Source organism: Rhodoferax sp. WC2427, from assembly GCF_040822085.1.
GTDB lineage: Bacteria > Pseudomonadota > Gammaproteobacteria > Burkholderiales > Burkholderiaceae_C > Rhodoferax_B.
The window spans coordinates 2,447,296-2,472,074 of the sequence record NZ_CP162006.1 but is presented as its reverse complement, the minus strand read 5'-3'; the positions used below and the strand labels follow the sequence as shown (position 1 = coordinate 2,472,074).

The 24,779-nt window shown below is 63.1% G+C and carries 18 protein-coding genes; 8 read left to right on the top strand and 10 right to left on the bottom strand.

All coding sequences use genetic code 11. The features are described 5' to 3' along the window. Positions 1-23 precede the first annotated feature (23 nt). Both glgB and glgX read left to right on the top strand, forming a co-directional pair. Positions 24-2,198, top strand: coding sequence for a 1,4-alpha-glucan branching protein GlgB (gene glgB / locus AB3G31_RS11630; protein ID WP_367846247.1), 2,175 nt, complete (start codon positions 24-26; stop codon positions 2,196-2,198). A 20-nt stretch (positions 2,199-2,218) separates the two neighbouring features. Beyond that, positions 2,219-4,345, top strand: a complete 2,127-nt coding sequence (gene glgX / locus AB3G31_RS11625; RefSeq protein ID WP_367846246.1) for a glycogen debranching protein GlgX — start codon at positions 2,219-2,221, stop codon at positions 4,343-4,345. A gap of 51 nt (positions 4,346-4,396) precedes the next feature. On the opposite strand, the gene AB3G31_RS11620 is transcribed toward glgX, so the two are convergent. Next, entirely contained in the window at positions 4,397-5,278 is an 882-nt protein-coding gene (locus tag AB3G31_RS11620; protein ID WP_367846245.1) for a Kdo hydroxylase family protein, read from the bottom strand. Positions 5,279-5,404: 126 nt separating this feature from the next. Here AB3G31_RS11620 and AB3G31_RS11615 point away from each other — a divergent pair, with 126 nt between their 5' ends. The 6 genes from AB3G31_RS11615 to AB3G31_RS11590 all read left to right on the top strand — a co-directional run bounded on the left by AB3G31_RS11615 (position 5,405) and on the right by AB3G31_RS11590 (position 12,332). Then, positions 5,405-6,946 carry a DNA-3-methyladenine glycosylase 2 family protein gene (locus AB3G31_RS11615; RefSeq protein WP_367846244.1) on the top strand — a complete coding sequence of 514 codons (1,542 nt, stop codon included), beginning with the start codon at positions 5,405-5,407 and terminating at the stop codon, positions 6,944-6,946. Positions 6,947-6,973: 27 nt separating this feature from the next. Continuing rightward, the gene (locus AB3G31_RS11610; RefSeq protein ID WP_367846243.1) at positions 6,974-7,471 is read left to right on the top strand and encodes a methylated-DNA--[protein]-cysteine S-methyltransferase; all 498 of its coding nucleotides are present in this window, start codon (positions 6,974-6,976) and stop codon (positions 7,469-7,471) included. Then, positions 7,468-8,364 (top strand): DMT family transporter, encoded by an 897-nt coding sequence (locus AB3G31_RS11605; protein WP_367846242.1) that lies wholly within the window; start codon positions 7,468-7,470, stop codon positions 8,362-8,364. Before AB3G31_RS11610 ends, AB3G31_RS11605 begins: the two co-directional genes overlap by 4 nt. A gap of 79 nt (positions 8,365-8,443) precedes the next feature. Further along, the gene (locus AB3G31_RS11600) at positions 8,444-10,138 is read left to right on the top strand and encodes an alpha-amylase family glycosyl hydrolase (RefSeq protein ID WP_367846241.1); all 1,695 of its coding nucleotides are present in this window, start codon (positions 8,444-8,446) and stop codon (positions 10,136-10,138) included. Positions 10,139-10,167: 29 nt separating this feature from the next. Further along, positions 10,168-11,712, top strand: a complete 1,545-nt coding sequence (gene malQ, locus AB3G31_RS11595; protein WP_367846240.1) for a 4-alpha-glucanotransferase — start codon at positions 10,168-10,170, stop codon at positions 11,710-11,712. A 107-nt stretch (positions 11,713-11,819) separates the two neighbouring features. Beyond that, entirely contained in the window at positions 11,820-12,332 is a 513-nt protein-coding gene (locus tag AB3G31_RS11590; protein WP_367846239.1) for a hypothetical protein, read from the top strand. Here the strand turns inward: AB3G31_RS11590 and AB3G31_RS11585 are convergent. From AB3G31_RS11585 to rimP, 9 genes are all read right to left on the bottom strand, one after another. Further along, positions 12,329-13,222, bottom strand: a complete 894-nt coding sequence (locus AB3G31_RS11585) for a DMT family transporter (protein WP_367846238.1) — start codon at positions 13,220-13,222, stop codon at positions 12,329-12,331. The genes AB3G31_RS11590 and AB3G31_RS11585 overlap by 4 nt on opposite strands. A gap of 72 nt (positions 13,223-13,294) precedes the next feature. Further along, positions 13,295-15,637, bottom strand: coding sequence for an ATP-binding protein (locus AB3G31_RS11580; RefSeq protein WP_367846237.1), 2,343 nt, complete (start codon positions 15,635-15,637; stop codon positions 13,295-13,297). A gap of 8 nt (positions 15,638-15,645) precedes the next feature. Then, complete coding sequence (locus AB3G31_RS11575) at positions 15,646-16,158, bottom strand: molybdopterin-dependent oxidoreductase (RefSeq protein WP_367846236.1); 513 nt, start codon at positions 16,156-16,158, stop codon at positions 15,646-15,648. Positions 16,159-16,401: 243 nt separating this feature from the next. Beyond that, positions 16,402-18,225, bottom strand: coding sequence for a translational GTPase TypA (gene typA, locus AB3G31_RS11570; RefSeq protein ID WP_367846235.1), 1,824 nt, complete (start codon positions 18,223-18,225; stop codon positions 16,402-16,404). Between the two features lie 18 nt (positions 18,226-18,243). Then, positions 18,244-19,218 (bottom strand): tRNA pseudouridine(55) synthase TruB, encoded by a 975-nt coding sequence (truB, locus tag AB3G31_RS11565; protein WP_367846234.1) that lies wholly within the window; start codon positions 19,216-19,218, stop codon positions 18,244-18,246. A gap of 4 nt (positions 19,219-19,222) precedes the next feature. Beyond that, complete coding sequence (gene rbfA, locus AB3G31_RS11560; RefSeq protein ID WP_367846233.1) at positions 19,223-19,594, bottom strand: 30S ribosome-binding factor RbfA; 372 nt, start codon at positions 19,592-19,594, stop codon at positions 19,223-19,225. After that, positions 19,594-22,527, bottom strand: coding sequence for a translation initiation factor IF-2 (infB, locus tag AB3G31_RS11555; protein ID WP_367846232.1), 2,934 nt, complete (start codon positions 22,525-22,527; stop codon positions 19,594-19,596). Before infB ends, rbfA begins: the two co-directional genes overlap by 1 nt. A gap of 24 nt (positions 22,528-22,551) precedes the next feature. Continuing rightward, a complete protein-coding gene (gene nusA / locus AB3G31_RS11550; protein ID WP_367846231.1) occupies positions 22,552-24,057 on the bottom strand; it encodes a transcription termination factor NusA in 1,506 nt (501 codons plus the stop codon). A gap of 60 nt (positions 24,058-24,117) precedes the next feature. After that, a complete protein-coding gene (gene rimP, locus AB3G31_RS11545) occupies positions 24,118-24,708 on the bottom strand; it encodes a ribosome maturation factor RimP (protein ID WP_367846230.1) in 591 nt (196 codons plus the stop codon). Positions 24,709-24,779: the final 71 nt, after the last annotated feature.

The following is a 24,779-nucleotide window of genomic DNA, read 5'->3' as shown; positions in this document are numbered from 1 at the left end:
AAACCCACTCTAGATCGGTTCTTATGCTGCACGCCCCTGATGTTGAAATGATTTGTGGCGCCCGCCACGGAGACCCATTTGCGGTACTTGGCCCGCACGCGCAGGCCACGGGCCTTACCTCGGTACGATGCTTCTTGCCTGGCGCGCAAAGCGTGGTGGTGGAGTCCGCCAAGGGTTCGGTGCTGGGGCCGCTGGCCCTGCAGGACGAGGCGGGTTTCTTTGAGGGCGACGTCACGCTGGCGCCCGGTGCTGCCTACCGCCTGCGGGTCCAGTGGGCGGATGGCCACAGCGCCACCATCGACGACCCCTACCGCTTCCCCACCGTGTTGGGCGAAATGGATGTGTGGCTGCTGGGCGAAGGCACCCATTTGCGCCCCTATGAGGTGCTGGGCGCACAACCTACCACCATGGAAGGCGTGGCGGGCACCCGGTTTGCCGTCTGGGCGCCCAATGCCAGCCGCGTCAGTGTGGTCGGCGACTTCAACTTCTGGGATGGTCGCTGCCACCCGATGCGCCTGCGGCGCGAATGCGGCGTGTGGGAGCTGTTCCTGCCCGGCGTGCAAGTGGGCGCCAAGTACAAATACGAAATCCTGTCTGGAAGCGGCGAACTGCTGCCCGCCCGCTCCGACCCCTACGCCCTGCAGGCCGAATTGCGCCCCGCGACCGCCAGCGTGGTGGCCAAGCTGCCACCGTTTGTACCGCCATCGGCCGCACGCAAGCAAGCCAATGCGCTGAATGCGCCGATCAGCATCTACGAGGTGCATCTGGGTTCCTGGCGCCGCAAGGAAGGCAACCAGTGGCTGGACTGGGACGAACTTGGCGACACCTTGCTGCCCTACGCCCGCGACATGGGATTCACCCATATCGAGTTGCTGCCCATCAGCGAACACCCGTTTGACGGCTCCTGGGGCTACCAGCCGGTCGGCATGTATGCGCCGACCTCCCGGTTTGGCGATGCCGCCGGTTTTGCGCGCTTCGTGGCGCGCTGCCACGCCGAAGGTGTGGGCATGATCCTGGACTGGGTGCCTGCCCACTTCCCCACCGACGCGCACGGCCTGGGCAATTTCGACGGCACGCACCTGTACGAATACGCCGACCCGCGCGAGGGCTTCCACAACGACTGGAACACGCTCATCTACAACCTGGGCCGCACCGAAGTCAGCAACTTCCTGGTGGGCAACGGCCTGTACTGGCTGGAGCGCTTTGGCGTGGATGGTCTGCGCGTGGACGCCGTGGCCTCCATGCTCTACCGCGACTACAGCCGCAAGGCCGGGGAATGGATTCCCAACGTGCACGGTGGCCGCGAAAACCTGGAAACCATCGCCTTCCTGAAGCGCATGAACGAGGTGGTGGGTGGCGAACGCCCGCAGGCCATTACCCTGGCCGAAGAATCCACCGCTTTCCCGTCGGTCTCGCGCCCCACCTATGCCGGAGGCCTGGGTTTTCACTACAAATGGAACATGGGTTGGATGCACGACACCCTGGCCTACATGGAGCGCGACCCCATTTACCGCAAGCACCACCAGGGCGAAATCAGCTTCAGCCTGGTGTACGCCTTCACCGAAAACTTCGTGCTGCCGATCTCGCACGACGAAGTGGTGCACGGCAAGGGCTCGCTTCTGAACAAGATGCCCGGCGACCGCTGGCAGCAATTTGCCAATCTGCGCGCCTTCATGGGCTACATGTTTGGCCACCCCGGCAAGAAACTGCTGTTCATGGGTTGCGAGTTTGCGCAAGACCGCGAATGGAACTTCGACCAAAGCCTGGACTGGCATCTGCTGGAACAGGCGCCCCACGCCGGCATGCAGTTGCTGGTGCGCGACCTGAACCAGCTCTACCGCAACACGCCAGCGCTGTACCAGCAAGACTTTGAACCCGCCGGTTTCGAGTGGATCGAGCACAACGATACCGAGCGCTCGGTCATCAGCTTCATCCGCCGGGGCGTAGAGGACACCAGCTTCATCGTGGTGGTGTGCAACTTTACCCCCAATGTCTGGAATGGATACCGACTTGGTGTACCGCAAGCTGGTACATACTACGAAAAGCTCAATACCGACTCGGCGCACTACGGCGGCAGCAACGTCGGTACGCCACTTGGCACGGCTTCTGCTGAGGCAGTGTCCATGCACGGTAAACCGTATTCCGTAGTGCTCAACCTGCCTCCCCTGGCCACAGTGATGCTTGAATGGAAAGCCTGACAACTGCCCCTGCCCCTACCGTGGTCCCTTCTGGCCGCCCCGCTCTGCTCCAAGTGCAAGACGGCCAGCCCTGGCCACTGGGTGCCAACTTTGATGGCACCGGCATCAACTTCGCGGTGTTTTCTGCCCATGCCCAGGCCATGGACGTGTGCATTTTTGACCCCAGTGGCCAGCACGAGATTTCCCGCTTCCGGCTGCCTGCCCACACCAGTGACGTGTGGCATGGCTACCTGCCGGGCGCCCAGCCCGGTCTGGTGTACGGTTTGCGGGCCCATGGCCCCTGGCGGCCCGACCGGGGGCACCGTTTTGATGCATCCAAGCTTCTGCTCGACCCCTACGCCCGCGACATCGTGGGCCAGTTTGAATGGCGCGATGAGCATTTTGCGGGCGACCGGCTGCACCCGCGCCACATGGACACCCGTGACAACGCCGCACTGGCGCTCAAGGCCCGCGTCACCTTCGACCAGTTCGACTGGGCCGGCGACCAGGCTCCGCGCGTGCCGCTGGCCGAGTCGGTGTTCTACGAATGCCACGTCAAAGGCTTCTCCAAGCTCAATGAAAACATCCCGCCCGCTCTGCGCGGCACCTATGCCGGGCTGGCCCACCCCGCCTCGGTGAACCACCTGAAGCAGCTCGGCATTACCGCCGTCAGCCTGCTGCCCGTGCAGTATTCGCTCAGCGAAGAGCGCCTGAGCGGCATGGGCTTGAGCAACTACTGGGGCTACAACACCCTGGGTTTTTTCGCCGTGGACCCGCGCCTGGCCAGCGGAGTGGACGGCATCTCGCCCCGCGACGAGTTCCGCGCCATGGTCAAAACCTTGCACGCTGCCGGGCTCGAAGTGCTGCTGGATGTGGTCTACAACCACACGGCCGAAGCCGGTGACGGCGGCCCGACCATCAGTTTCCGCGGCCTGGACAACGCCAGCTACTACCGCCTGCCGCCCGAAGCCCCGGCCTTTTACGAAAACTACTCCGGCTGCGGCAACACCATCGACGTGCGCGAGCCGCGGGTGCTGCAAATGGTGCTCGACAGCCTGCGCTACTGGGTGGGCGAGATGCACGTGGACGGCTTCCGTTTCGACCTGGCACCGGTGCTGGGCCGCACCGATACCGGTTTTGACCGCAAGAGCGCCTTTTTCACCGCGGTGGCCCAAGACCCGGTGCTGTCGCGGGTGAAGATGGTCGCCGAACCCTGGGATATCGGCCCCGGCGGCTACCAAACCGGTGGCTTTCCGCGCGGCTGGCTGGAATGGAACGACCACTTCCGCGACAGCATGCGCGGCTTCTGGATCCAGACCGCTGCCGCTTCGGGTGCCCCGATGGCCGACAACACCCGTGCCGACATGGCCCAGCGCCTGTGCGGCTCCAGCGACATGTACCAGCCGCGCCAGCGTGCCCCGGCCGAGTCGGTCAACTACGTGGTGTCGCACGACGGTTTTACCCTGCGCGACCTGCTCAGCTACAACGAACGCCACAACCTGGCCAACCTGGAAGACAACCGCGACGGCCACGGCCACAACCTCAATTTCAATTGCGGTGCCGAAGGCCCCAGCGACGACCCACTCGTCATCACCCTGCGCGGCAACCTGCAACGTGCCCTGCTCGCTACTACTTTGCTAGCGCAAGGCACGCCACTGTTGTGCGCAGGCGATGAATTGGGCCATACCCAGGGCGGCAACAACAACCCCTATTGCCAGGACAACCCGACCACCTGGATCGACTGGGCCGCCGCCGACGAAGACCTGATCGCCTTCACCCGCCGCGTGATCGCCTTGCGCCACCAGGCCCTGCCCTTTGCCAACCACTGGTACAGCGGCGTGGCCGACGTGCTGGGCCTGCCCGATCTGTCGTGGCTGCGCGGCAGTGGCGTACCCTTGGAAGGCGATGCCTGGCGCGACCCGCAATACCGGGCTCTGGGCTGCCTGATCGGCAAACCCGGCAAGGCCAAGGCCCCGCTGCTGCTCTTGGCCAACGCAGGCAACACCGTCGACCCCTTTCTACTGCCTGCTGGCCAGTGGCAGGTGGTGCTGGACAGCACCCACCCGCGTGGCCTGGGCGGCTGGGTGGGCAAGGGCAAAGACATCTTTCCGCTGCCCGCCAACAGCCTGGTGTTGCTGGCGGCCAAAGGCGCTGGGTTGTCGATCTAACTCTCAAGGACTCGGGTGCAGAGCACCCCGCGCCATGAAAGTTGCTTCACATTAAAGCGGTGCGCCCTGCAAAGGGTGTCCGGCCAAACGGGTCAATATGCCTAACGGGCTTTGATCAGGCCGGTACTGGTGCTGGGGCGGCATGAAGAATGTCTGCTCCATCATGTATTGGCCGCCCAGCACCGCGTGCAAGGTTTGGTCAGAGAAGCACACCCAGGTGCTGCCCGCGGCAAATTCGACCACGGTTTGCGGCGCGTTTTTTTGGTAGTTGGCGTCGCGCTTCAAATGGTCGTGCAGTTGCAGCATCATGTGGTCGTACTCGCTGCGCAGCGACTTGGTGACGCCCAGGCCGCGCAGCAGGTGCGCCTCCCAGGCCCGGTAGCCCGGAATCAGGGGCAAAAACTGCCGGGCCATGGACTCGAACGGCTCGCCCACGCGCCACACCCGGGGCTGCTGGAGCGGGTTGATGTTGCTGAACACCCGCAAAATTCGCTCGCCCCGGTTGGGTCGCGATGGGAACGCATCCACATGCAGCCGCTTGTCGTCCGCCCGCCACGACTGGGTGCGCGTGGCCACCTCGGTGGGTCGGTAGCTGGTGGGCTCCAGCCGCAAATGGGCGCTGTAGCGGGGAAACAAGCCGTGCACCAGTTGCACCGCCTGGTGGCGGTAACGCTGCATCATGTTGCTCAGGGCCTGCAGTTCCTCGACCGTACCCTGGGCGCCTTTGACCACACCGCGGGCGGGCTGGCTGATATTGCGCGATTTGGGGGCGCGCAGCCCGGGGCGCAGCAGCGGCAGCTCGTGTTGCGAGAGCGAAAACGCCAGCGCCGGAAAATACAGTACGCCGCCGCTCTCCAGTGTGTCGGTCAACGCTTCCACCGGCTGGCGCCCTTCCCAATCAGAGCCTGGGACTTCCATGATTTGATGTGACATGGCCCGATTTTCCCCGAGATTCCGGGCAAGCTTGGCCGTGGCGCATGAAATACCGCAAAGTCCGCAATGCCGTCCACAGGTCCGAAAACGGCTACTCTGCCTGCGGGCCTCGCGTACCATCCAGACATGCAACCCACCGAAATCAGCTCCGATAACAGCGCCTGCTACCTGGCCCTGCAGGCCCGGGATGCCCGGTTTGACGGTAGCTTTTTCACCGGCGTGACCTCCACCGGCATCTACTGCCGCCCGGTCTGCGCCGTCAAAACCCCCAGACGCGAAAACTGCCGGTTCTTCAGCCACCCCGCCCAGGCCGAAAGTGCCGGATTCCGCCCCTGCCTGCGCTGCCGCCCCGAGCTCGCCCCGCAAACGCTGGCCTGGTCGGTGCAAGACGCCACCAGCATCCTGGCCCACCAGGCCGCCCGCATGCTGGACGAGCCCGAAGCCTGGAGCGACGAGGGTGGCAGCGCCCTGCCCGGGCTGGCCGCCCGACTGGGTGTCAGCGACCGGCATCTGCGGCGTATATTCGAAACCCATTTCGGCGTCTCGCCGCTGCAGTACCTGCAAACCCGCCGCCTGCTGACCGCCAAGCAACTGCTGGCCGACACCCAGCTGCCCGTGGCGCAGATTGCACTGGCCAGCGGCTTTGCCAGCGTGCGCCGCTTCAACACCGTGTTTGTGGAACGCTACGGGCTGAATCCCTCGCAGCTGCGGCGCAGCGGTGCGGGCAGCGTACGGGGGCAGGGCCACGCCATCCAGCTTGGTTACCGCCCACCGTTTGATGTCGCGGCCATGGGCCGATTTTTAGCCCAGCGGCAAGTGAATGCTATTGAATTCATAGCTTCTCACGCTGATTCCATAAGCGCAAGCCGCACTTTTTCTATCAAAGTTGGAGCCACCACCCATGCGGGCTGGCTGCAGGCGGATTTTGTGCCCGCGCGCCACCATGTGCTGCTGCGGGTCAGCGACAGCCTGCACGGCGTGCTGCCATTGCTGGTCCGCCGGGTGCGCGCCTGGCTGGACCTGGATGCCGACCCCGAGGCCATCCACCGCGTGCTGCAACACCGCTTTCCCGACAGCGCAGGCCTGCGCGTCCCGGGCACGCTGGACGGTTTTGAGCTGGCGGTGCGCGCCGTGCTGGGCCAGCAGATCACCGTGGCCGCGGCCCGCACCCTGGCGCAGCGGCTGGTAGACACCTTTGGCCAGCCCATCGCCACGCCCCTGCCCGCGCTGACCCGGCTGTTTCCCAGCGCCGCTGTGCTGGCCACGCTGACCGGTGACGCACTGGGCCAGCTGGGCATTGTCAAACAGCGGCAAAACGCCATCCTGGCCCTGGCCCGCGCGGTGGACAGCGGCCAGCTCGCCCTGCACGGCGGAGCCCCGGCGCACAGCACCATAGCCGCGCTCAAAGCCTTGCCCGGCATTGGCGACTGGACGGCCCAGTACATCGCCATGCGCGCCCTGCGCTGGCCGGATGCGTTTCCGGCGGGCGACGTGGCCTTGCACAAAGCCCTGGGCGTGCAAACGGCGCCGAATGTGCGGCTGGCCAGCCTGGCCGCCGAGGCGGCATCCCAGGCCTGGAAACCCTGGCGTAGCTACGCCGTGCTGCGCGCCTGGGCCGAGCTGCCCACCCAAGCCAAAACTACCAAAACGATAGCTACTCACGCTTGATCTATAAGCACCAACTGCCTATTTCTTATGAAATTCCTAAATACCCCCGACTACGTCCGCTTTGCCACCCCGCTCGGCCCCATGCTGGCCGCCGCCACCGGCTATGGCCTGTGTGGCCTGTGGTTTGACGGCCAGCGCCACCAGCCCGACATAGCCACCTGGCACTTGGCACCTGCGCACCCGCTGCTGCAGCAAACCGCCGCCTTCATGGATGCCTACTTTGCCGGGAGCACGGCCCCCTTCAGCCTGCCGCTGGACCTGGCGGGCGGCACGCCCTTCCAGCAGGCCGTGTGGCGGGCGCTGCTGCAGATCCCGCGCGGTGCCACCACCAGCTATGCCGCGTTAAGCCAGGCGGTCGGCCGACCCACGGCGGTGCGGGCGGTGGCCGGTGCGGTGGGGCGCAACCCCGTCAGCGTGCTGGTGCCCTGCCACCGGGTGCTGGGTAGCGACGGTTCGCTGACCGGCTATGCCGGTGGACTGGAACGCAAAACTGCGCTGCTGCAACTGGAAGGAGTGCTGATTTGAAAGCCGCGTCCAAGCCCTGGGTTTTTGATTTTGTGTTGCTGGCCGCTGTGTGGGGCGCGTCGTTTATCTTTATGCGCACCGCCTCGATGGAGATGGGCGCGGTGCCCACGGCGGCGTTGCGGGTGGCGATTGCCGCGCTGGCCCTGCTGCCCGTGTTGGCTTGGCAGGGGCAGATGCCAGGCCTGCGCCAGCACTGGAAGCCGGTGCTGCTGGTCGGCGTGCTGAATTCGGGCGTGCCATTTGCGCTGTTTTCGTTTGCGCTGCTGTCCATCACCACCGGGCTGTCGTCGATTCTGAACGCCACCACGCCGCTGTTTGGCACATTGATCGCCTGGCTCTGGCTGCGCGACCGGCCCAACGGTTCGCGCAGCCTGGGGCTGGTGATCGGCTTTGTGGGCGTGGCCCTGCTGGCCTGGGACAAAGCCAGCTTCAAGCCCGACAGCCATGGCATCGCACCCGGCTGGGCGGTACTGGCCTGCTTGCTGGCGGCCACCTGCTACGGCATCACCGGCAGCTACACCAAGCGCTTTCTGGGCACGGTGCCGCCCCTGGTGATCGCCACCGGCAGCCAGATCGGCGCCGCCCTGGGCCTGGCCCTGCCCGCCTTCTGGCTGTGGCCTGCGCACTGGCCCAGCCTGCACGCCTGGGCCGCGCTGCTGGTGGTGGGCACGGTGTCGACGGCACTGGCCTACATCATCTTTTTCCGGCTGATCGCCAACATCGGCCCGGCCAGGGCGCTGACCGTGACCTTTGTGGTGCCGGTGTTTGCCGTGCTGTACGGCGCGGTGTTTCTGGGCGAAGCGCTGACCCCGTGGATGCTGGGCTGCGGGCTGGTGGTGGTGTGCGGCACGGCCCTGGCCATAGGCTTGTTACGTTTACCCGCACGGCATTAGGTGCAACCCGTATTCCCCCTTGCGACGGCAACCGTACAATCCGCAGCGCCGCGTATTCAAAGCGCTTTGGAGAAATACAATGACCAGCACCTTACCCGCCCAAATGCGCCAACTCTGGCAGCAGCTCTACCAAGACCAGTACGCCGACAAACTGGACACTTTCCTCGCCGAGCTGCAAGCTGCGGCCCAGACCGCCGCCCCGCCGCCACCCGCCACCTGGTTCAAGGAAGTGGTGGTGTATTCGCTGTACGTCGACCTGTTCAACAAGGACTTCAAAGGCCTGACGAACCGCCTGGCCTACCTGCAAGACCTGGGCGTGACCTGCCTGTGGCTGCTGCCCATCCTGGACTCGCCCATGCGCGACGCGGGCTTTGACATCAGCGACTACACCAAAATCCGCAGTGAGCTGGTAGGTGGCAGCGATGCGGCGGCCCAGGGCACCTTTGCCGAATTCCTGGCCGAGGCCCACCGCCGCAACATCCGCGTGATCTTCGACGTGGCCATGAACCACTGCTCCGACCAGCACATGTGGTTCAAGGAAGCCCGCAAAGGCCCCGACAACCCCTACCGCGACTACTTCATCTGGAGCGACACCACCGAGCGCTACAAGGAAGCCCGCATCATCTTCAAAGGCATGATGCCCAGCAACTGGCACCCCTTGCCGGAAGCCCCGGACACCTATTTCTTCCACCGCTTCTTCGACTCGCAACCCGACCTGAACTACCGCAACCCCGAGGTGCTGCTGGCCATGTGCCGCGTGCTGCTGTTCTGGGTGGCGCAAGGGGTGGACGGCTTCCGCGCCGACGCCATCCCCTACCTGTGGAAGGAAGAAGGCACCATCTGCGAGAACCTGCCCGGCACCCACGCGATCGTCAAGTTCTTCCGCGCCGTGCTCGACACCGTGCGCCCCGGCACCATCTTGCTGGCCGAGGCCTGCCAGCCGCCCGCCGAGGTGGTCACCTATTTTGGCGACAGCGACGAGTGCCAGGCGGCCTACCATTTCCCGGTGATGCCCCGCATCTACCTGGCGCTGGCCACCCACTCGGCCAAGCCGATTTTCGACACCCTGTCGACCAACTTCACGCCCGCCATCCCGGATGACTGCGGCTGGTTCTCGTTTTTGCGCTGCCACGACGAGCTGACGCTGGAAATGGTCACGCCCGAAGAGCGCAAAACCATCCACGCCGCCTACTGCCACCAGCCCGAGTGGGATTTCCGCCAGGGTGAAGGCATTGCCTCGCGCCTGGTCGACCTGTTCAAGAGCGACGCAGCCGCCGTGCAACTGGCCTTCAGCATCAGCTTCACCCTGCTGGGCACGCCTGTGATCTTCTACGGCGACGAGTTCGCCAAGCCCAACGACGACCAGTTCCAGGCCGCCCAGGAAGCCCTGACCGGCTACCAGGATGCGCGCTACAAGGTGCGCGGTGCCGTGGACTGGGAGAGTGTGGACCGCCAGTTGGCCGATGCCACCAGCCTGCCCGCCCGCACCCACGATGCCGTGCGCACCATGCTGGCCGTGCGCCGCGCCCACCCGGCCCTGGCGGCTGGCAACTTCCAGCCGCTGACCACGCTGGACGACCGCATCCTGGCCTATGTGCGCGGAACCAACGACCAGCAGGTGCTGGTGGTACAAAACCTGTCCAACGACGCGGTGAATGTGACCCTGCCCGCCAGCATCGCCGGTGCCGGTTGGAAACGGATTTTCGGTGCCCAAGACCTGGCCCAGGGCGTGCTTGCCTTGGCCCCCAAAGGCTTTAGCTGGTTCGCAGCCTGATTCTTTAAACTTTGACTGGACCCCACACTATGGCTTCCGACCTGTTGAACCAACGCACCTCGGGTGTCTTGCTGCACCCCACGTCCCTCCCCGGCCCGCATGGCTGCGGCGACTTTGGGCCTAACGCCTTTTATTTTGTCGACTGGCTGCAAACGGCAGGCCAATCGCTGTGGCAAACCCTGCCGCTGGGCCCCATCGGCCCTGGCGATTCGCCCTATATGGGCAGCTCGGCTTTTGCGGGCAACCCGCTGCTGGTGGCGTTCGAGCCCTTGCTGGAAAAAGGCTGGATCGCCGCCGAATCCCTGGCCGCCGCGTTCGATGCCGAAAAGATCAACTTCGGCCAGGTTGTGCCCTGGCGTTTGCAAAGGCTGCGCGAGGCCTTTGCCGGCTTCCAGGCCAGCGCCTCCGCGGCAGACCGGGCGGCGTTCGCGGCCTGGCTGCAGGCCGAACAAAGCTGGGTGGCCGACTACACCCTGTTCATGGCGCTGGACCAGGCCCACACCCCGGCCCTGTGGCCGGACTGGCCCAAGCCCCTGTCGCGCCGCGAACCCGCTGCCCTGGCAGCAGCGCGCACCCAGTACGCGGACGAGATCGGCTTCTGGGGCTTTGTGCAGTGGCAGTTCGATGTGCAGTGGAAGCGCCTGAAGGGCTACGCCAACGGCAAGAACATCCATCTGGTGGGCGACCTGCCGATCTTCATTGCGCACCACTCCAGCGACTGCTGGTCGCGCCCCGACCTGTATGAGCTGGATGCCGCGGGCCACCCGCTGGTCATCGCCGGGGTGCCACCCGACTTCTTCTCGGCCACCGGCCAGCGCTGGGGTAACCCACTGTACAACTGGTCTGCCATGAAGGCCGATGGCTACCGTTGGTGGATCGAACGCGTGAAGCGCCAGCTGACCCTGGCCGACGTGGTGCGCATCGACCACTTCCGCGGCTTTGTGGGCTACTGGGAGATTCCGGCCAGCGAACCCACTGCCGTCAAGGGCCGCTGGATGCCCGGCCCCGACTACGACCTGTTTGCGGCCATCGAAGCCGCCCTGGGCAAGCTGCCCATCATTGCCGAAGACCTGGGCGTGATCACCGACGAGGTGAACGCGCTGCGCCACCGGGCGGGCTTTCCGGGCATGCGGATCCTGCAGTTTGCGTTCTCGGACGACGCGGGCAACAACTTTTTGCCGCACAACTACGCCCGCGATACCGTGGTCTACAGCGGCACGCACGACAACGACACCGTGGTCGGCTGGTGGGCTGACTGCACCGACCGCGAGCGCGCTTACGCGGGTGAGTACCTGAACACCGATGGCTCGGATGTGCACTGGGCCATGCTGCGCGCCTGCGCCCAATCGGTGGCCAACCATTCGCTGTGCCAGTTCCAGGACGTAATGGGGCTGGACGGCAAGCACCGCATGAATACCCCCGGTACCATTGGCTGCTGGACCTGGCGGTTCAAGTGGGAATGGGTCAGCGGCGACGCAACCGAAAAGCTGGCCCACATCACCGCTGCCAGTGGCCGTACTCGGTTCGACCGTTTGCCGCTGCCGGCTTACCCCGAAGGCAAGAACAAGCCCTAGAACTTGGGGCACAATGGGCGGAGACACTAGAGTTTTTATAGCAGCCTACGCACGCGGAATAAGCATGAGGGGCTGATTTCGCTTGTATTTTTTGCGCTAGGAATCCTATGACCATTACCCAAATCTTCGCCGTAGTGGCGGTTGTCCTGTGCTTTCTGGGCATGCTGGCTGCGGCCATGTCGGCCCTGATTGCCCACCGTGCCGCCCGCGCCGCCGTGGCGGCCCAGCACGCCACCGCGCAGTTGCTGCACGAATTTGAAGTGCGGTCGGCGGTGTCCACCGCCAGCGCGGTACTGGCAGAGGCCACGCGCGCCCAACAGCAAGCCAATGAGCTGAGCCGGGCCTACGGCATGTTGGCACTGTTCTCCCGCAACTTTGGCGAGGCAGAGATGCAGAAATCCCAACAGTTGGCCGACAGCCAGGCCCATCTGGCGGGTGAAATCGCCTCGCAGGCCAAAGAGTTTGTGGCCGCCCACCGGGATGTGACCGACCCCACCCCGGAAAACCTGGACAAGGCCGTCAACGAATTCCAAAAAGCCCTGGTCGCCGTGCGCACCATGCGGGCCGAGGTGGAACGCGAGCTAGAAGGCGTGGAGAGCCAGCGCGGCGAATTGCGCTAGAGCACGGCCCGGCGCTGCCACCAACCCAGCGCTTCGTTGGACACAAGCGCGCCCAGGACCAGGGTGCCACCCACCAAGACCACCATGCCAGGCGCTTCGTTCGCGCCCAACCAAGCCAGGGTGATCCCGAACAAGACTTCCAGCAGCTGTAGCAGCGACACCTCGGGGGCCTTGAGCACCCGGGCACACCACACCGACAAAATACAGGGAATGGCCAGCTGCACCGATCCCAGCATGGCCAGCAAGCCCAGGTCGTGCGGCGTGGCCTGCAGCGGCAGGGCCAGAGGCAAGGTGACCAACGACGACAGCACGGCACCCACCAGCACCGAAGGCACCAGGTCCACATCCTTGCCCTGCGCATGGCTGCGCTGCACCACGGTCCAGTTCACGGCGCTGGCCAGGGGCACGCACAGTGCAATCAAGGTGCCCACGAGTTGGCCCGTTCCGCCGCCAGAGCTCAGCTGGGTGCCGTACATCACAACAATGCCCGCCCCTGCCACGGCAATCGCCACCCAGGTGCGCAGCGGCAGCCGGTGGCCAATGGCAAAGCGGGCCAACAACGCAGTGAGCAGCGGCGCAATCGACATGGTGACCAGCACATTGGCCACCGGGCTCAGGCTCAGCGCCAACATGTAGGCGGTGAACATCACCGCCCAACACACGCCGGACAACCACAGGGCCGTGCCGCCATGCCGGATCTTGGTGAACACCACCCGGCCCTGCAGCAACGGCAGGATCACGAGCAAAGACAGCACGGTAAAAAAGCTGCGCCAGAAGGTAATTTCAAAGCTGTGCGCCGACTCCAGGTGCCGGGTGGTGACCCCGGCAATCGACCACATCAGCGTGACCAGAACCATCATGAATACAGCGCGGGAATGGGATAAATGCATTCTTGTATTGTCGCCTCCCGATCCCCGGTTTCCGGAGCCGGCGCGGCAAACGCGCCCACCGGCAAAGGGTACTCAACGCCCGATGGCAACGCCGTCAACCGGCGCCTGCGTGGTCAAACCCATGCGATGGCATAGAGCGTGCGCGGTCAGGTGCAAACCCATCAGTTGTTGGCGGTTGGCGGCGCATTCTTCGGCGCTCCATTGGGCTCCCACCTGTTCGGTCTGCGCGGCCAAGTCGGCCAGCGCATGCAGCCCCAGACTGGCCGCAGCACCTTTCAAGGCATGGGCAGAGGCATGCAGCGCGGCCAACTCGCCCCGCTCCAAAGCCGACAGCAGCGTGGCAAAAGTCCCCGATTCGTCGCTGAAAAATCCGTCCACCAGCGACCGGTAGCCGTCCAGGGACACGGCCACACAGATCTCGCCCAGCATGGCCATGTCCAGGTGGTGGGCGACATCGCCCGCGCGAAAGCGCCTGCGCGGGGGCTTGGTGGCTAACGGCTGTGCCGCTGCAGGCACCGGCACTTCGACCGCCGGTGCGACCGGATCCCGGCGCGGTGTGGCGCGGGCCCCGAAACGCTGCTGTAGCAAGGTTTCGATCTGGTCGATGCGCACCGGTTTGGATAAAAACGCATCCATGCCCGCCGCCAGCGCCCGCTCGCGCGACTCGGCGAACGCATCGGCCGTCAATGCCACGATGTAGACCTGGGCGGCCTGGTCGCCCCCGGCGCGCAAGGACTGGGTTGCTTGCAGTCCGTCCATCACCGGCATGTGCACATCCATGAAAACCAGGTCTGGCATGGCCCGGCGCACTTCGGCCACAGCCTGGAGCCCGTCTTCCACGAACCGGATGCGGTGCCCCAGTCGGCTGAGCAGGGCTTGCATGTATTTGCGGTTCACCGGGTGGTCTTCAGCGACCAGAATGTCCAGACCGGGCGCAGTCTCGCCGCCAGGAATCCTGTGGTCGAGGGGCACCGCCTCCACCACGTGCGGGAGCATCGGCGGTGGCGCTGGCACGCAGGCCAATGGCAACTCCAGGCTGAACTGGCTGCCCTGCCCTGGCTGGCTTTGTACGGTGATGTCGCCACCCATCAAACGGGCCAGGTTACGGGAAATCTCCAACCCCAGGCCCGTGCCGCCAAATCGGCGGGAGATACTGGCATCGCCTTGGGAAAACCGCTGGAACAAGCAACCGATGGTGGCGGCATCCATGCCAATGCCCTGGTCACTCACGCGCAGCCGCAAGACCACCGTGTCCGTAGCCCGTGCGGCGGGCGCAAAGTCACATTCGACGTCCAGCGCGATGGCGCCTTGGGGGCTGAACTTGATGGCGTTCGACACCAGATTGAGCAAAATCTGCTTGATCCGGGTGCCGTCGGCCTCGACCCAAGCGGGCAGTTCCGTGTGCAATACCAGGGAAAAGTCGAGCTTCTTTTCCTTGGCCAGTGGTTGCATCAAGGCATCTACGTCGCGCAGCAACGAGGGCAGCTGCACCGGTATCGGGTTGACGGCCATCTTGCCTACGTCCAGCGCCGATACATCCAGAATATCGTTGAGCAAGGCCAGCAAATGGCTGGCAGATCCGCGCACGGTGTTGACGTAGTCGGCCTGCTCGGCGTTGAGTGTCGTGCCCTCCAGCAGGCCCAACATCCCCAGCATGCCATTGAACGGCGTGCGCAGTTCATGGCTCATATTGGCCAAAAACTGGCTTTTCCCACGGTTGGCATTTTCGGCCTGCAAATTGGCCGCCACCAGATTGGCGTTGAGTCGCTGCCATTCCAGCCGCAGCTGTTCCTGTTTGCGGTGTCGCACCACCAGGCTGCCCGATGCGACCAACAAGCCGATCAGTTGGGCCAAAGTCAGCCAGATGATCTGGTCGTTCTGGCGCAACAAGGTGCTACCCTGGCGCTCCAGCAACAAGGAGACCTGGCTGTTGGCCGCCATGCTGAGCGCCTGCACCGCTGGCCCCGCGGCGTTAAATTCAACGAGCAGATCGGCCATGGCCTGGGCGTCTGGCGCATCGCGGCTGAGGACTTGGTCGGTTCGCGCCACCAACTGCTCCATGCCAGGAATGACCTCGGCATACTCGGGGCGCTCTTGGAGCAAGGTAATGCTGGGGTTGTCGCGTAACAGCCCCAAACGGCTGACAAAAATATCCAGGCGCAATCTGACGTCGTCGAGGTCCGGCGGCGTGCGCTCCTGGACCACACCACGCAGTGCCTGCCGAAAGCGCAAAAACTCGCGCTCGTACTGAAAGGCCATGGCGGTGATCGAGTCGTTGCCGACCTGGCTGCTTTGGCGGATGGATTGTCTTTGGGTTAACTGCAGCACCAACATCACCGCCATGGCCAAAGCCATGCTGACACTCACCAGGGCGACCCATAGCAAATGGCGGTGGTGGTTGACGTTGATGCGCATGGAGGGGCTTATTCGATTTTGATGGATTTAAGTTGCCAGGCCGAACGCTCATAGTAGCGGGTGGTTTGGAGTTCTGTTTTGGAATCAAACGGGTAAACGATGAACAGCGGCCCCTTGGTCTTGACGGGAATAGCCTGTCCGTTGAGCTTGTAGGCCACGATGACGTCAAACCGCTGCGCATCTTCCATGGGGATCGTGGTTTGGTAATCGTTGAGGGCCATGGCCTTGAGCTGGGTGCCACTGGCCTTGACCGCCGCCAGCACATCGCGCAACAGCGGTCCGGTGAAGGTCACGGGCTGCTTGTCCCATGGGGTATGGGTGGTGAAGGTCTGCTGGGGTAGTTTTTCCAGCATGGCCATGTCGAACACTGCAGCGGTATCCGTATTTTTTTCACCCACCAAGCCGGTAACACTCAGGACCGTCTTTCCTGCTGCCGGTGCCAGCGCAGATGCAGGCATGGACACCCCTGCCAGCAGTCCGGCAACGAGGGCGATGGAGAAAAGAATGGGTTGACGCAACATGGATGCTCCTTGAAAAAGTAGGCCTTGATTTTATCAAATATGATATATATTCGGAAAAATTTGATAAAAACACATATCAAATAGCAATAAATGCCAAAAATATCACCTACAGCCGCAGGGCCATTGCAACGGGGACGCAAAATTGCGAACGGGCAATGAAAAACCCCGGCACGCTATACAACGTGCCGGGGTTCGGGGGACTACGCCTTGCGCCTGGAGGCGCAACGGCGTGGTGCCATCAGCTTAGCGACCAGCGCGCTTGCGCTCGCTTTCGGTCAGGTAACGCTTGCGCAGACGGATCGACTTGGGCGTGATTTCGACCAACTCGTCGTCCTCGATGAACTCCACACCGTATTCCAGCGTGCATTCGATCGGGGGCGTGATCTTGATGGCGTCTTCCTTGCCGGACACGCGGAAGTTGGTCAGCTGCTTGGTACGCGTGGCGTTGACCACCAGATCGTTGTCACGGCTGTGGATACCCACAATCATGCCTTCGTACACGGGGTCGTTGGCACGCACGAACATGCGGCCACGGTCGTCCAGCTTGCCCAGGGCGTAGGTGAAAATTTCGCCTGCGTCCATGGAGATCAGCACGCCATTCTTGCGGCCACCGATCTCGCCCTTGTGTGGCTCGTAGCAGTCGAAGATGTTGGAGATCAAACCGGAACCGCGCGTCAAGTTCAGGAACTCGTTGGTGAAACCGATCAGGCCACGGGCCGGAATACGGTATTCGAGGCGCACACGGCCACGGCCATCCGGCTCCATGTTGACGAGTTCGCCCTTGCGCTCGCCCAGTGCCTGCATCACGCCGCCCTGGTGCTGGTCTTCGATGTCGGCAGTCACCAACTCGATAGGCTCGTACTTTTCGCCGTTGACTTCCTTCATCACCACGCGGGGCTTGGAAACCGCCAGTTCGTAGCCTTCGCGGCGCATGTTTTCCAACAAAATGGTCAAGTGCAGTTCGCCGCGGCCCATGACTTCGAAGATACCTTCTTCGTCGGTTTCCTTGACGCGCAACGCCACGTTGTGTTGCAGTTCTTTTTGCAGGCGGTCCCAGATCTGGCGGCTGGTGACGTACTTGCCTTCGCGACCGGCCAGGGGGCTGGTGTTGACGCAGAAGTTCATCGTCAGGGTAGGCTCGTCGACCTTCAGCATCGGCAGCGGTGCGGGGTTGGTCGGGTCGGTGATGGTCACGCCGATACCGATGTCAGTCAGGCCGTTGATCAGCACGATCTCGCCGGGGCCCGCTTCGGTGGCCTGCACACGTTCCAGGCCTTGGAACGTCAGTACCTGGTTGACACGGCCCTTGACGGCCTTGCCGTCCGGGCCTTCCATGACCACTACGTCCATCATGGGCCTGACGGTGCCCTGGCTGATGCGGCCCACGCCGATACGACCCACGAAGGTGGAGAAGTCGAGCGCAGAAATCTGCAATTGCAGCGGGGCTGCAGGGTCGCCCTTTTGGGCGGGCACGTGTTGCAGCACGGTGTTGAACAGAGCCGACATGTCGGGGCCCCACTGCTCACCCTGCTCGCCTTCAACCAGCGACGACCAGCCGTTGATACCGGAGGCGTAGACTACGGGGAAGTCGAGTTGTTCGTCGGTAGCACCGAGTTTGTCGAACAGATCAAACGCGGCGTTGACCACGAAGTCGGGGCGCGCACCGGGCTTGTCCACCTTGTTCACCACCAGAATCGGCTTCAGACCCAAGGCCAGGGCCTTCTTGGTCACGAAACGGGTCTGGGGCATGGGGCCTTCTTGCGCATCGATCAACAGCACCACGCCATCGACCATGCTCAGAGCACGTTCCACTTCGCCGCCGAAGTCGGCGTGGCCGGGGGTGTCGACGATGTTGATGTGCGTGCCTTCCCAGGTCACGGCGCAGTTCTTGGCCAGAATGGTAATACCACGCTCTTTTTCAATCGCGTTGTTGTCCATCACGGTGTCCACGACTTTTTCGTGTTCGGCAAAGGTGCCGGACTGGCGCAACAACTGGTCGACCATGGTGGTTTTGCCATGGTCAACGTGGGCGATGATCGCGATATTGCGAATTTGTTTAATGCTCATAGTTCTCTACTCCTAAATCTAAAGGCTGGGGCTCTCTGCTTTTTGCGCCTGGGCCAAAATCTGACCAATATCCAGCGGGCTTAGCAGTCGCCCTGGTATCAATTCACCGCCCTTGATCTGGGCAACACCCAGCAAGGTCGGAGGTGTATCTCCGTAGACCGCCACGCGGTCATCGTCGGGCCAGTCACCCCGGCGGCGCACGCCACTGAGGAACCGCCCTGCATTCTGTGCATCCAGCGTGACACGGCGGTGCTGCGCCAGCAGCGCATCCACCGGCAGCAAACACGCCAGCCGCTCGTCTTCGGTCATGGCTTCCAATGCAGCCAGCGTCACACACTGGCCAATCACAAAATCGCCGGTGGCAATGCGGCGCAAGGCCGTCAAGTGCGCACCGCATCCGAGGGCCTCGCCAATGTCCTCACCCAAAGTGCGGATGTAGGTACCCTTCGAGCACTTTGCTACTATTTCAATAGCTGCTTGCGCCGATTCCGCGGGCACTAAAGCCACTTTTAGCTCAAATATCTCGACGTCCCGCGCTGGCCGCTCAACCTCGATTCCTGCCCGCGCATATTCATACAAGGGCTTGCCGTCGCGCTTCAAGGCGCTGTACATCGGCGGCACCTGCCGGATGGGCCCGGTAAAACGCGGCACGACCGCATCGATCTGCGCCTGCGTCACCGCCACCGCACGGGTCTCGATCACATCGCCCTCGGCATCGCCGGTACTGGTCTTCACGCCCAACCGGGCCGTAGCCAGGTAGGTTTTGTCGGCATCCAGGTGCAGCTGGCTGAACTTGGTGGCGGCCCCAAAACACAGCGGCAACACGCCAGTGGCCAGTGGGTCCAGCGTGCCGGTGTGGCCGGCCTTCTCACCGCGCAGCAGCCATTTGACTTTTTGCAGCGCGTCGTTGCTCGACAGGCCCAAAGGCTTGTCCAGCAACAGCACCCCGTGCACGGGGCGCCTGGCAACCCGTACACGTGGCGTTGCGGTCATCGCTCTAGTCTTCCTGGGACCGGGACGCCACGGCCCGCGCAATCAGCGCGTTCATGTCCGAGGCTTTCTCGGTGGTCCGGTCGTAGTGGAAGTGCAAGGTGGGCACGGTGTGGATGTGCAGCCGCTTGAACAAACCCGAGCGCAGGAAACCTGCGGCCTGGTTCAAACCTTCGGTGCATTCGTCCGGGTTGCCGGTCAGCACACTGAAAAACACCTTGGCGTGCGCGTAGTCGGGCGTGACTTCCACCCCCTGGATGGTCACCATGCCTACCCGCGGGTCTTTCAACTCGCGGGCGATCAGCTCGGTCAGATCCCGCTGGATCTGGTCGGCGACTTTGAGGCTGCGGTTGGGCGCAGCGGCCTTGCGTTTGACCATTACAGCGTACGGGCGATTTCTTTGATCTCAAAGAATTCCAACTGGTCGCCGACGGCGATGTCGTTGTAATTCTTGAGCTTGATACCGCACTCGAAGCCCTCGCGGACTTCGCGCACATCGTCCTTGACACGCTTGAGCGAATCAATTTCACCGGTGTAGATGACGATGTTTTCGCGCAGCAAGCGGAAGCGTGCACTGCGGTTGACCGAGCCAGTAGTGACCATACAGCCTGCCACCGTACCAATTTTGGACGCCACGAACACCGTGCGGATCTCGGCCATACCGATGATTTCTTCGCGCTGCTCGGGAGCCAGCATGCCGGCCATGGCGGACTTCAACTCATCGACTGCGTCGTAAATGATGTTGTAGTACTTCACGTCCACGGCATTGTTCTCGGCCAGTTTGCGCGCACCGGCATCGGCCCGCACGTTGAAGCCGATCACGATGGCCTTGGAGGCAATCGCCAGATTGATGTCGGACTCGCTGATGGCACCGACCGCCGTGTAGACCATCTGCACCTTGACTTCGTCGGTCGACAGCTTGAGCAGCGACTGGGCCAAAGCCTCTTGCGAACCCTGCACGTCGGCCTTGACGATGATCGGCAGCATCTTGACCTCGCCCGCCGTGATGTCGGTGAACATGGTTTCCAGCTTGGCGGCTTGCAGCTTGGCCAGCTTGGTGTTGCGGAACTTGCCGGCACGGTAGGTGGCGATTTCACGGGCCCGGCGTTCGTCGGGCAAGACCATGAATTCATCACCGGCCTGGGGCACTTCGGTCAGACCCTGGATTTCCACCGGGATCGACGGACCTGCGGACTTGGACGGCTTGCCGTTCTCGTCCAGCATGGCACGCACGCGGCCATAGGTGGAGCCAGCCAGCACGATGTCGCCGGTCTTCAAGGTACCCGACTGCACCAGCACGGTGGCCACCGGGCCCTTGCCCTTGTCCAGACGCGCTTCGATCACCAGGCCCTTGGCCATGGCATCGACGGGTGCCTTCAGTTCCAGCACTTCGGCTTGCAACAGCACCTGCTCCAGCAGCTCGTCGATACCAAAACCGGTTTTGGCCGAGACGGAGACGAAAGGCGAGCTGCCACCGAAGTCTTCGGGGATCACGTCTTCGATCACCAGCTCGTTCTTGACGCGCTCGGGGTTGGAGTCGGGCTTGTCGATCTTGTTGATCGCCACCACGATGGGCACACCCGCCGCTTTAGCGTGCTTGATGGCTTCCTTGGTTTGCGGCATTACGCCGTCGTCGGCAGCCACCACCAGAATCACGATGTCGGTTGCCTGGGCACCACGGGCACGCATGGCGGTAAACGCTTCGTGGCCCGGGGTATCCAGGAAGGAGACCATACCGCGCGGAGTTTCCACGTGGTAGGCACCAATGTGCTGGGTAATGCCACCGGCTTCACCGGATGCCACCTTGGCGCGGCGGATGTAATCCAGCAGCGAGGTTTTACCGTGGTCGACGTGGCCCATGACGGTGACCACCGGAGCGCGCGGCAAGGATTCAGACACTTGCTGTTGCACTTCTTCGGCGGTAAACGCTTCTGGATCGTCCAGCGCAGCCACAACGGCTTTGTGGCCCATTTCTTCGACCAGAATCATGGCCGTGTCTTGGTCTAGCGGCTGGTTGATGGAGACCATCTGGCCCAGCTTCATCAGGTGTTTGATCACCTCGGAGGCCTTGACTGCCATCTTGTGGGCGAGTTCAGCCACGGTGATGGTTTCGGGCACGTGCACTTCGATCGTGCGCGCTTCCACCGGTGCCTGCGACATGTTGTCGTCGCGCTGGTCGCGGTCATTGCTGCCACGGCGGCCACGCGGGCCTCCGCGCCAGTTGCCACGGCCGACGCCACCGCTGGAGTCGCCACGGGTGGGCAGGGGTTTCTTCTTGGCAGGATCGGCCCAGCTGCTGGACAACTTGGCGGATTTAACTTCCTTGCCAGCACCGGGCGCTGCGGGAGCGCCGGGAGCGGGTTTGGCCGGAGCTGCACCGGCGGCTGGCTTGTGCAGCGTGCCCTTCATGGCAGCAGCCTTGGCAGCATCGGCCACAGGGGGCTTCACGACCGGCTTGGGCTCTTCCACCTTCTTGTGGGCAACCAACACCTTCTTCGGCGTGGACATCATCAAGCGGATGGCAGCGGCTTCGGCTTCGGCCTTGCGGCGGCGATCGCCCAGGTCCACCACGCGGGCCGCTTCTTCGTCGGCGCGGGCCTTGGAGTCGGCTGCCACTTTGGCGCGGGCATCGTTTTGCGCCTGCACTTTGGCCGCGGCAGCGGCATCGGCGGCAGCGTTGATGTTCTGACCGACAGCCGACAAGCCGGGTGCGGGTGTGGTGGGTGCAGCGGCCTTTTGCTGCTCGGCCTGGGCAGCAGCAGCGGCTTTGGCGGCAGCGTCAGCAGCGGCTTGTTCTGCGACGGCGCGTGCGCTCGCATCGCGGGCTTCCTGCTCTTCGCGCAGACGGCGTTTTTCGATCAATTCTTCTTCCTGGCGGCGCATCAACTCGGCCTGGCGGCTGGCTTCTTCTTCGCGGCGGGCCAATTCGGCTTCTTCGGCACCGTTGCTGGCGGGCACATCGACTTCGACTTCGGACTCGGCGGCGCCTTCGATGACACCGTCCTGGCCGTCTTCACGCTTGATGAAAGTACGCTTCTTGCGCACTTCCACCTGGATGGTACGGGCTCGGCCCGTGGAATCGGCCTGTTTGATTTCGCTGGTGGATTTCTTCACCAGGGTGATCTTCTTGCGTTCCAGTGTGGCAGTGCCATGGCTGGCCTGCAAAAAGCCCAGCAGGCGCTGCTTGTCCGATTCGCTCAGGACATCGGACGTAGCGGCTTTCGGCACACCGGCCCCGCGGAGCTGTTCCAGCAGGGTTTCGGGAGATTTTTTGAGTTCAGCAGCAAACTCGGCGACGGTAGTAGTGGACATGTATTGTGTGACCTTTCATGACCATTACTCTTGAGAAGCGGCGTCATTGGTAAACCAATGTGCGCGCGCTTTCATGATCAAGGTCGTGGCCTCGTCCTCAGACTGGCCGGTAATTTCGGAGAGCTCATCACCGGCCAAGTCGGCCAGATCGTCGCGTGTGTGGATGCCGCCAGCTTGCAGCTTGGCGATCAGTTCGGGGGTCAGGCCTTCGAGGTCGTTCAGGTCTTGCGAGACCGGTTCGGCCGCTTCGGCGTTTTCTTCCAGGGCAATTTCCATGGTCAGCAGCACGTCTTTGGCACGCGAACGCAGTTCATGCACGGTGTCTTCGTCGAAGCTTTCGATGTCCAACATTTCCTGCAGCGGCACGTAGGCGATTTCTTCCAGGCTGGTGAAGCCTTCGTGGATCAGGATGTCGGCCATTTCCTCGTCGACATCGAGCTTTTCCATGAACAGCTTGCGGCTGGAGTCGGTTTCGGTGGCCTGCTTCTGGGCCGATTCGGCCGCGTCCATGATGTTGATCTTCCAGCCGGTCAGCTCGGCGGCGAGGCGCACGTTCTGTCCGCCGCGGCCAATCGCGATCGCCAGGTTTTCTTCATCGACCACCACGTCCATGGCATGGCGCTCTTCGTCCACCACGATGGACGACACATTGGCCGGGGCCAGGGCACCGATCACGAACTGGGCCGGGTCTTCGCTCCACAGCACGATATCCACGCGTTCACCGGCAAGCTCGTTGGTGACGCCGTTGACACGGGTGCCGCGCACGCCGACGCAGGTGCCGATGGGGTCGACGCGCTTGTCGTGCGACAGCACCGCGATCTTGGCGCGCGAACCCGGGTCACGGGCGCAGGATTTGATCTCCAGCAGGCCTTGCTCGATTTCGGGCACTTCCTGGCGGAACAGCTCGACCATGTAGGCTGGCGAGCTGCGCGACAGGATGATAGGTGCGCCACGCAGGGTCAGGTCCACTTCCATGATCATGGCGCGGACGCGGTCACCGGTGCGCAGATTTTCCTTGGGGATCATCTCGCTGCGGCGCAGGCGGCCTTCGACGCGGCCGCTTTCGACAATGATGTCGCCCTTGTCCATGCGCTTGACGGTGCCGACAAAGATCTTGTCGCCACGGCTCATGAAGTCGTTGAGCAGCATTTCGCGCTCGGCATCGCGGATTTTTTGCAGAATGACCTGCTTGGCGGCCATGGCACCAATGCGGCCTATCGGCAGCGACTCGATCGGTTTCTCGATGTAGTCGCCTTCTTCGATGTCAGGAATATCGTCGCGCACGTCCGACACCAGCTCTTCTGCCTCGGGGTTTTGCAAACCGGCAGAGTCTGGTACCACCAGCCAGCGGCGGAAGGTTTCGTAGTTGCCGCTGTCACGGTCGAGGGCGACGCGGATATCCACTTCGCCCTGGTACAGCTTTTTGGTGGCCTGCGCCAAAGCCGACTCCACCGCGCCAAAAACAACATCCCGCTCCACGTTCTTCTCACGTGAAATGGCATCTACCAACATCAACATTTCGCGATTCATGTCACGAATCTCCTGAACACTAAAACCAAAAAAACCCCATCCGCAGCGAGCGGCGGAACATCATTCGGGCGCAACACCCGTGTCTTTTGCGTTGCGACCATGGAAACTTACGATGGGGGCCAGCCGGGCATCGCGGATCTCGTCCAGCGTGAACCCCATGGCCTGCAAAGGCGCGGGAACGCGCTTCTTGCTGACGCGCACCCCCGGCTTGGGCTCGGGCTCGTCGCTCCAGACAATTTGCCAGCTGGGGGCCGCACTGCCGACAGCCGCCACGGCTTCCAGCGTGCCGCGAAATTTTTTACGGTTGGCGTTGACCTTGCCTTCTGCGGCAACGCCAATGGCCACCTTGAGGTTTACATCGATCACATAGCCGACGAAACGCTGAAAATCTGTGGTGTTGCGCAGGGGGCGGTCGATACCGGGCGAGGACACCTCCAGCCGCTTGTATTCCACGCCATCGACTTCCAGTGCAAACTGGAGCTGGCGGGTGACTTTTTCGCAGTCTTCGACGTTGATGAACTGCTCGGGTGCGCCAGCGACCCAGGGATGGTCGATCGTGATGCGCAGCAAACCACCGGCAGAGCGGTCGATCTCTACGAGGTCGTAACCGAATCCGGTTACGGTTTGTTCAACGATTTCTTGTAACGCCACGTGTGATATTGGTAGGTGCATTAGCCCCGAAAACACCTTGAAAGCCTGCTTTAAAGTGTGTTTTTAAGACT

Excerpts from the sequence above, each read along its gene's own strand:
- glgB (WP_367846247.1), top strand. The coding sequence starts at position 24 with ATGCTGCACGCCCCTGATGTTGAAATGATTTGTGGCGCCCGCCACGGA.
- AB3G31_RS11620 (WP_367846245.1), bottom strand. The coding sequence starts at position 5,278 with ATGTCACATCAAATCATGGAAGTCCCAGGCTCTGATTGGGAAGGGCGC.
- AB3G31_RS11615 (WP_367846244.1), top strand. The coding sequence starts at position 5,405 with ATGCAACCCACCGAAATCAGCTCCGATAACAGCGCCTGCTACCTGGCC.
- AB3G31_RS11610 (WP_367846243.1), top strand. The coding sequence starts at position 6,974 with ATGAAATTCCTAAATACCCCCGACTACGTCCGCTTTGCCACCCCGCTC.
- AB3G31_RS11600 (WP_367846241.1), top strand. The coding sequence starts at position 8,444 with ATGACCAGCACCTTACCCGCCCAAATGCGCCAACTCTGGCAGCAGCTC.
- malQ (WP_367846240.1), top strand. The coding sequence starts at position 10,168 with ATGGCTTCCGACCTGTTGAACCAACGCACCTCGGGTGTCTTGCTGCAC.
- AB3G31_RS11590 (WP_367846239.1), top strand. The coding sequence starts at position 11,820 with ATGACCATTACCCAAATCTTCGCCGTAGTGGCGGTTGTCCTGTGCTTT.
- AB3G31_RS11585 (WP_367846238.1), bottom strand. The coding sequence starts at position 13,222 with ATGCATTTATCCCATTCCCGCGCTGTATTCATGATGGTTCTGGTCACG.
- AB3G31_RS11580 (WP_367846237.1), bottom strand. The coding sequence starts at position 15,637 with ATGCGCATCAACGTCAACCACCACCGCCATTTGCTATGGGTCGCCCTG.
- AB3G31_RS11575 (WP_367846236.1), bottom strand. The coding sequence starts at position 16,158 with ATGTTGCGTCAACCCATTCTTTTCTCCATCGCCCTCGTTGCCGGACTG.
- typA (WP_367846235.1), bottom strand. The coding sequence starts at position 18,225 with ATGAGCATTAAACAAATTCGCAATATCGCGATCATCGCCCACGTTGAC.
- truB (WP_367846234.1), bottom strand. The coding sequence starts at position 19,218 with ATGACCGCAACGCCACGTGTACGGGTTGCCAGGCGCCCCGTGCACGGG.
- rbfA (WP_367846233.1), bottom strand. The coding sequence starts at position 19,594 with ATGGTCAAACGCAAGGCCGCTGCGCCCAACCGCAGCCTCAAAGTCGCC.
- infB (WP_367846232.1), bottom strand. The coding sequence starts at position 22,527 with ATGTCCACTACTACCGTCGCCGAGTTTGCTGCTGAACTCAAAAAATCT.
- nusA (WP_367846231.1), bottom strand. The coding sequence starts at position 24,057 with ATGAATCGCGAAATGTTGATGTTGGTAGATGCCATTTCACGTGAGAAG.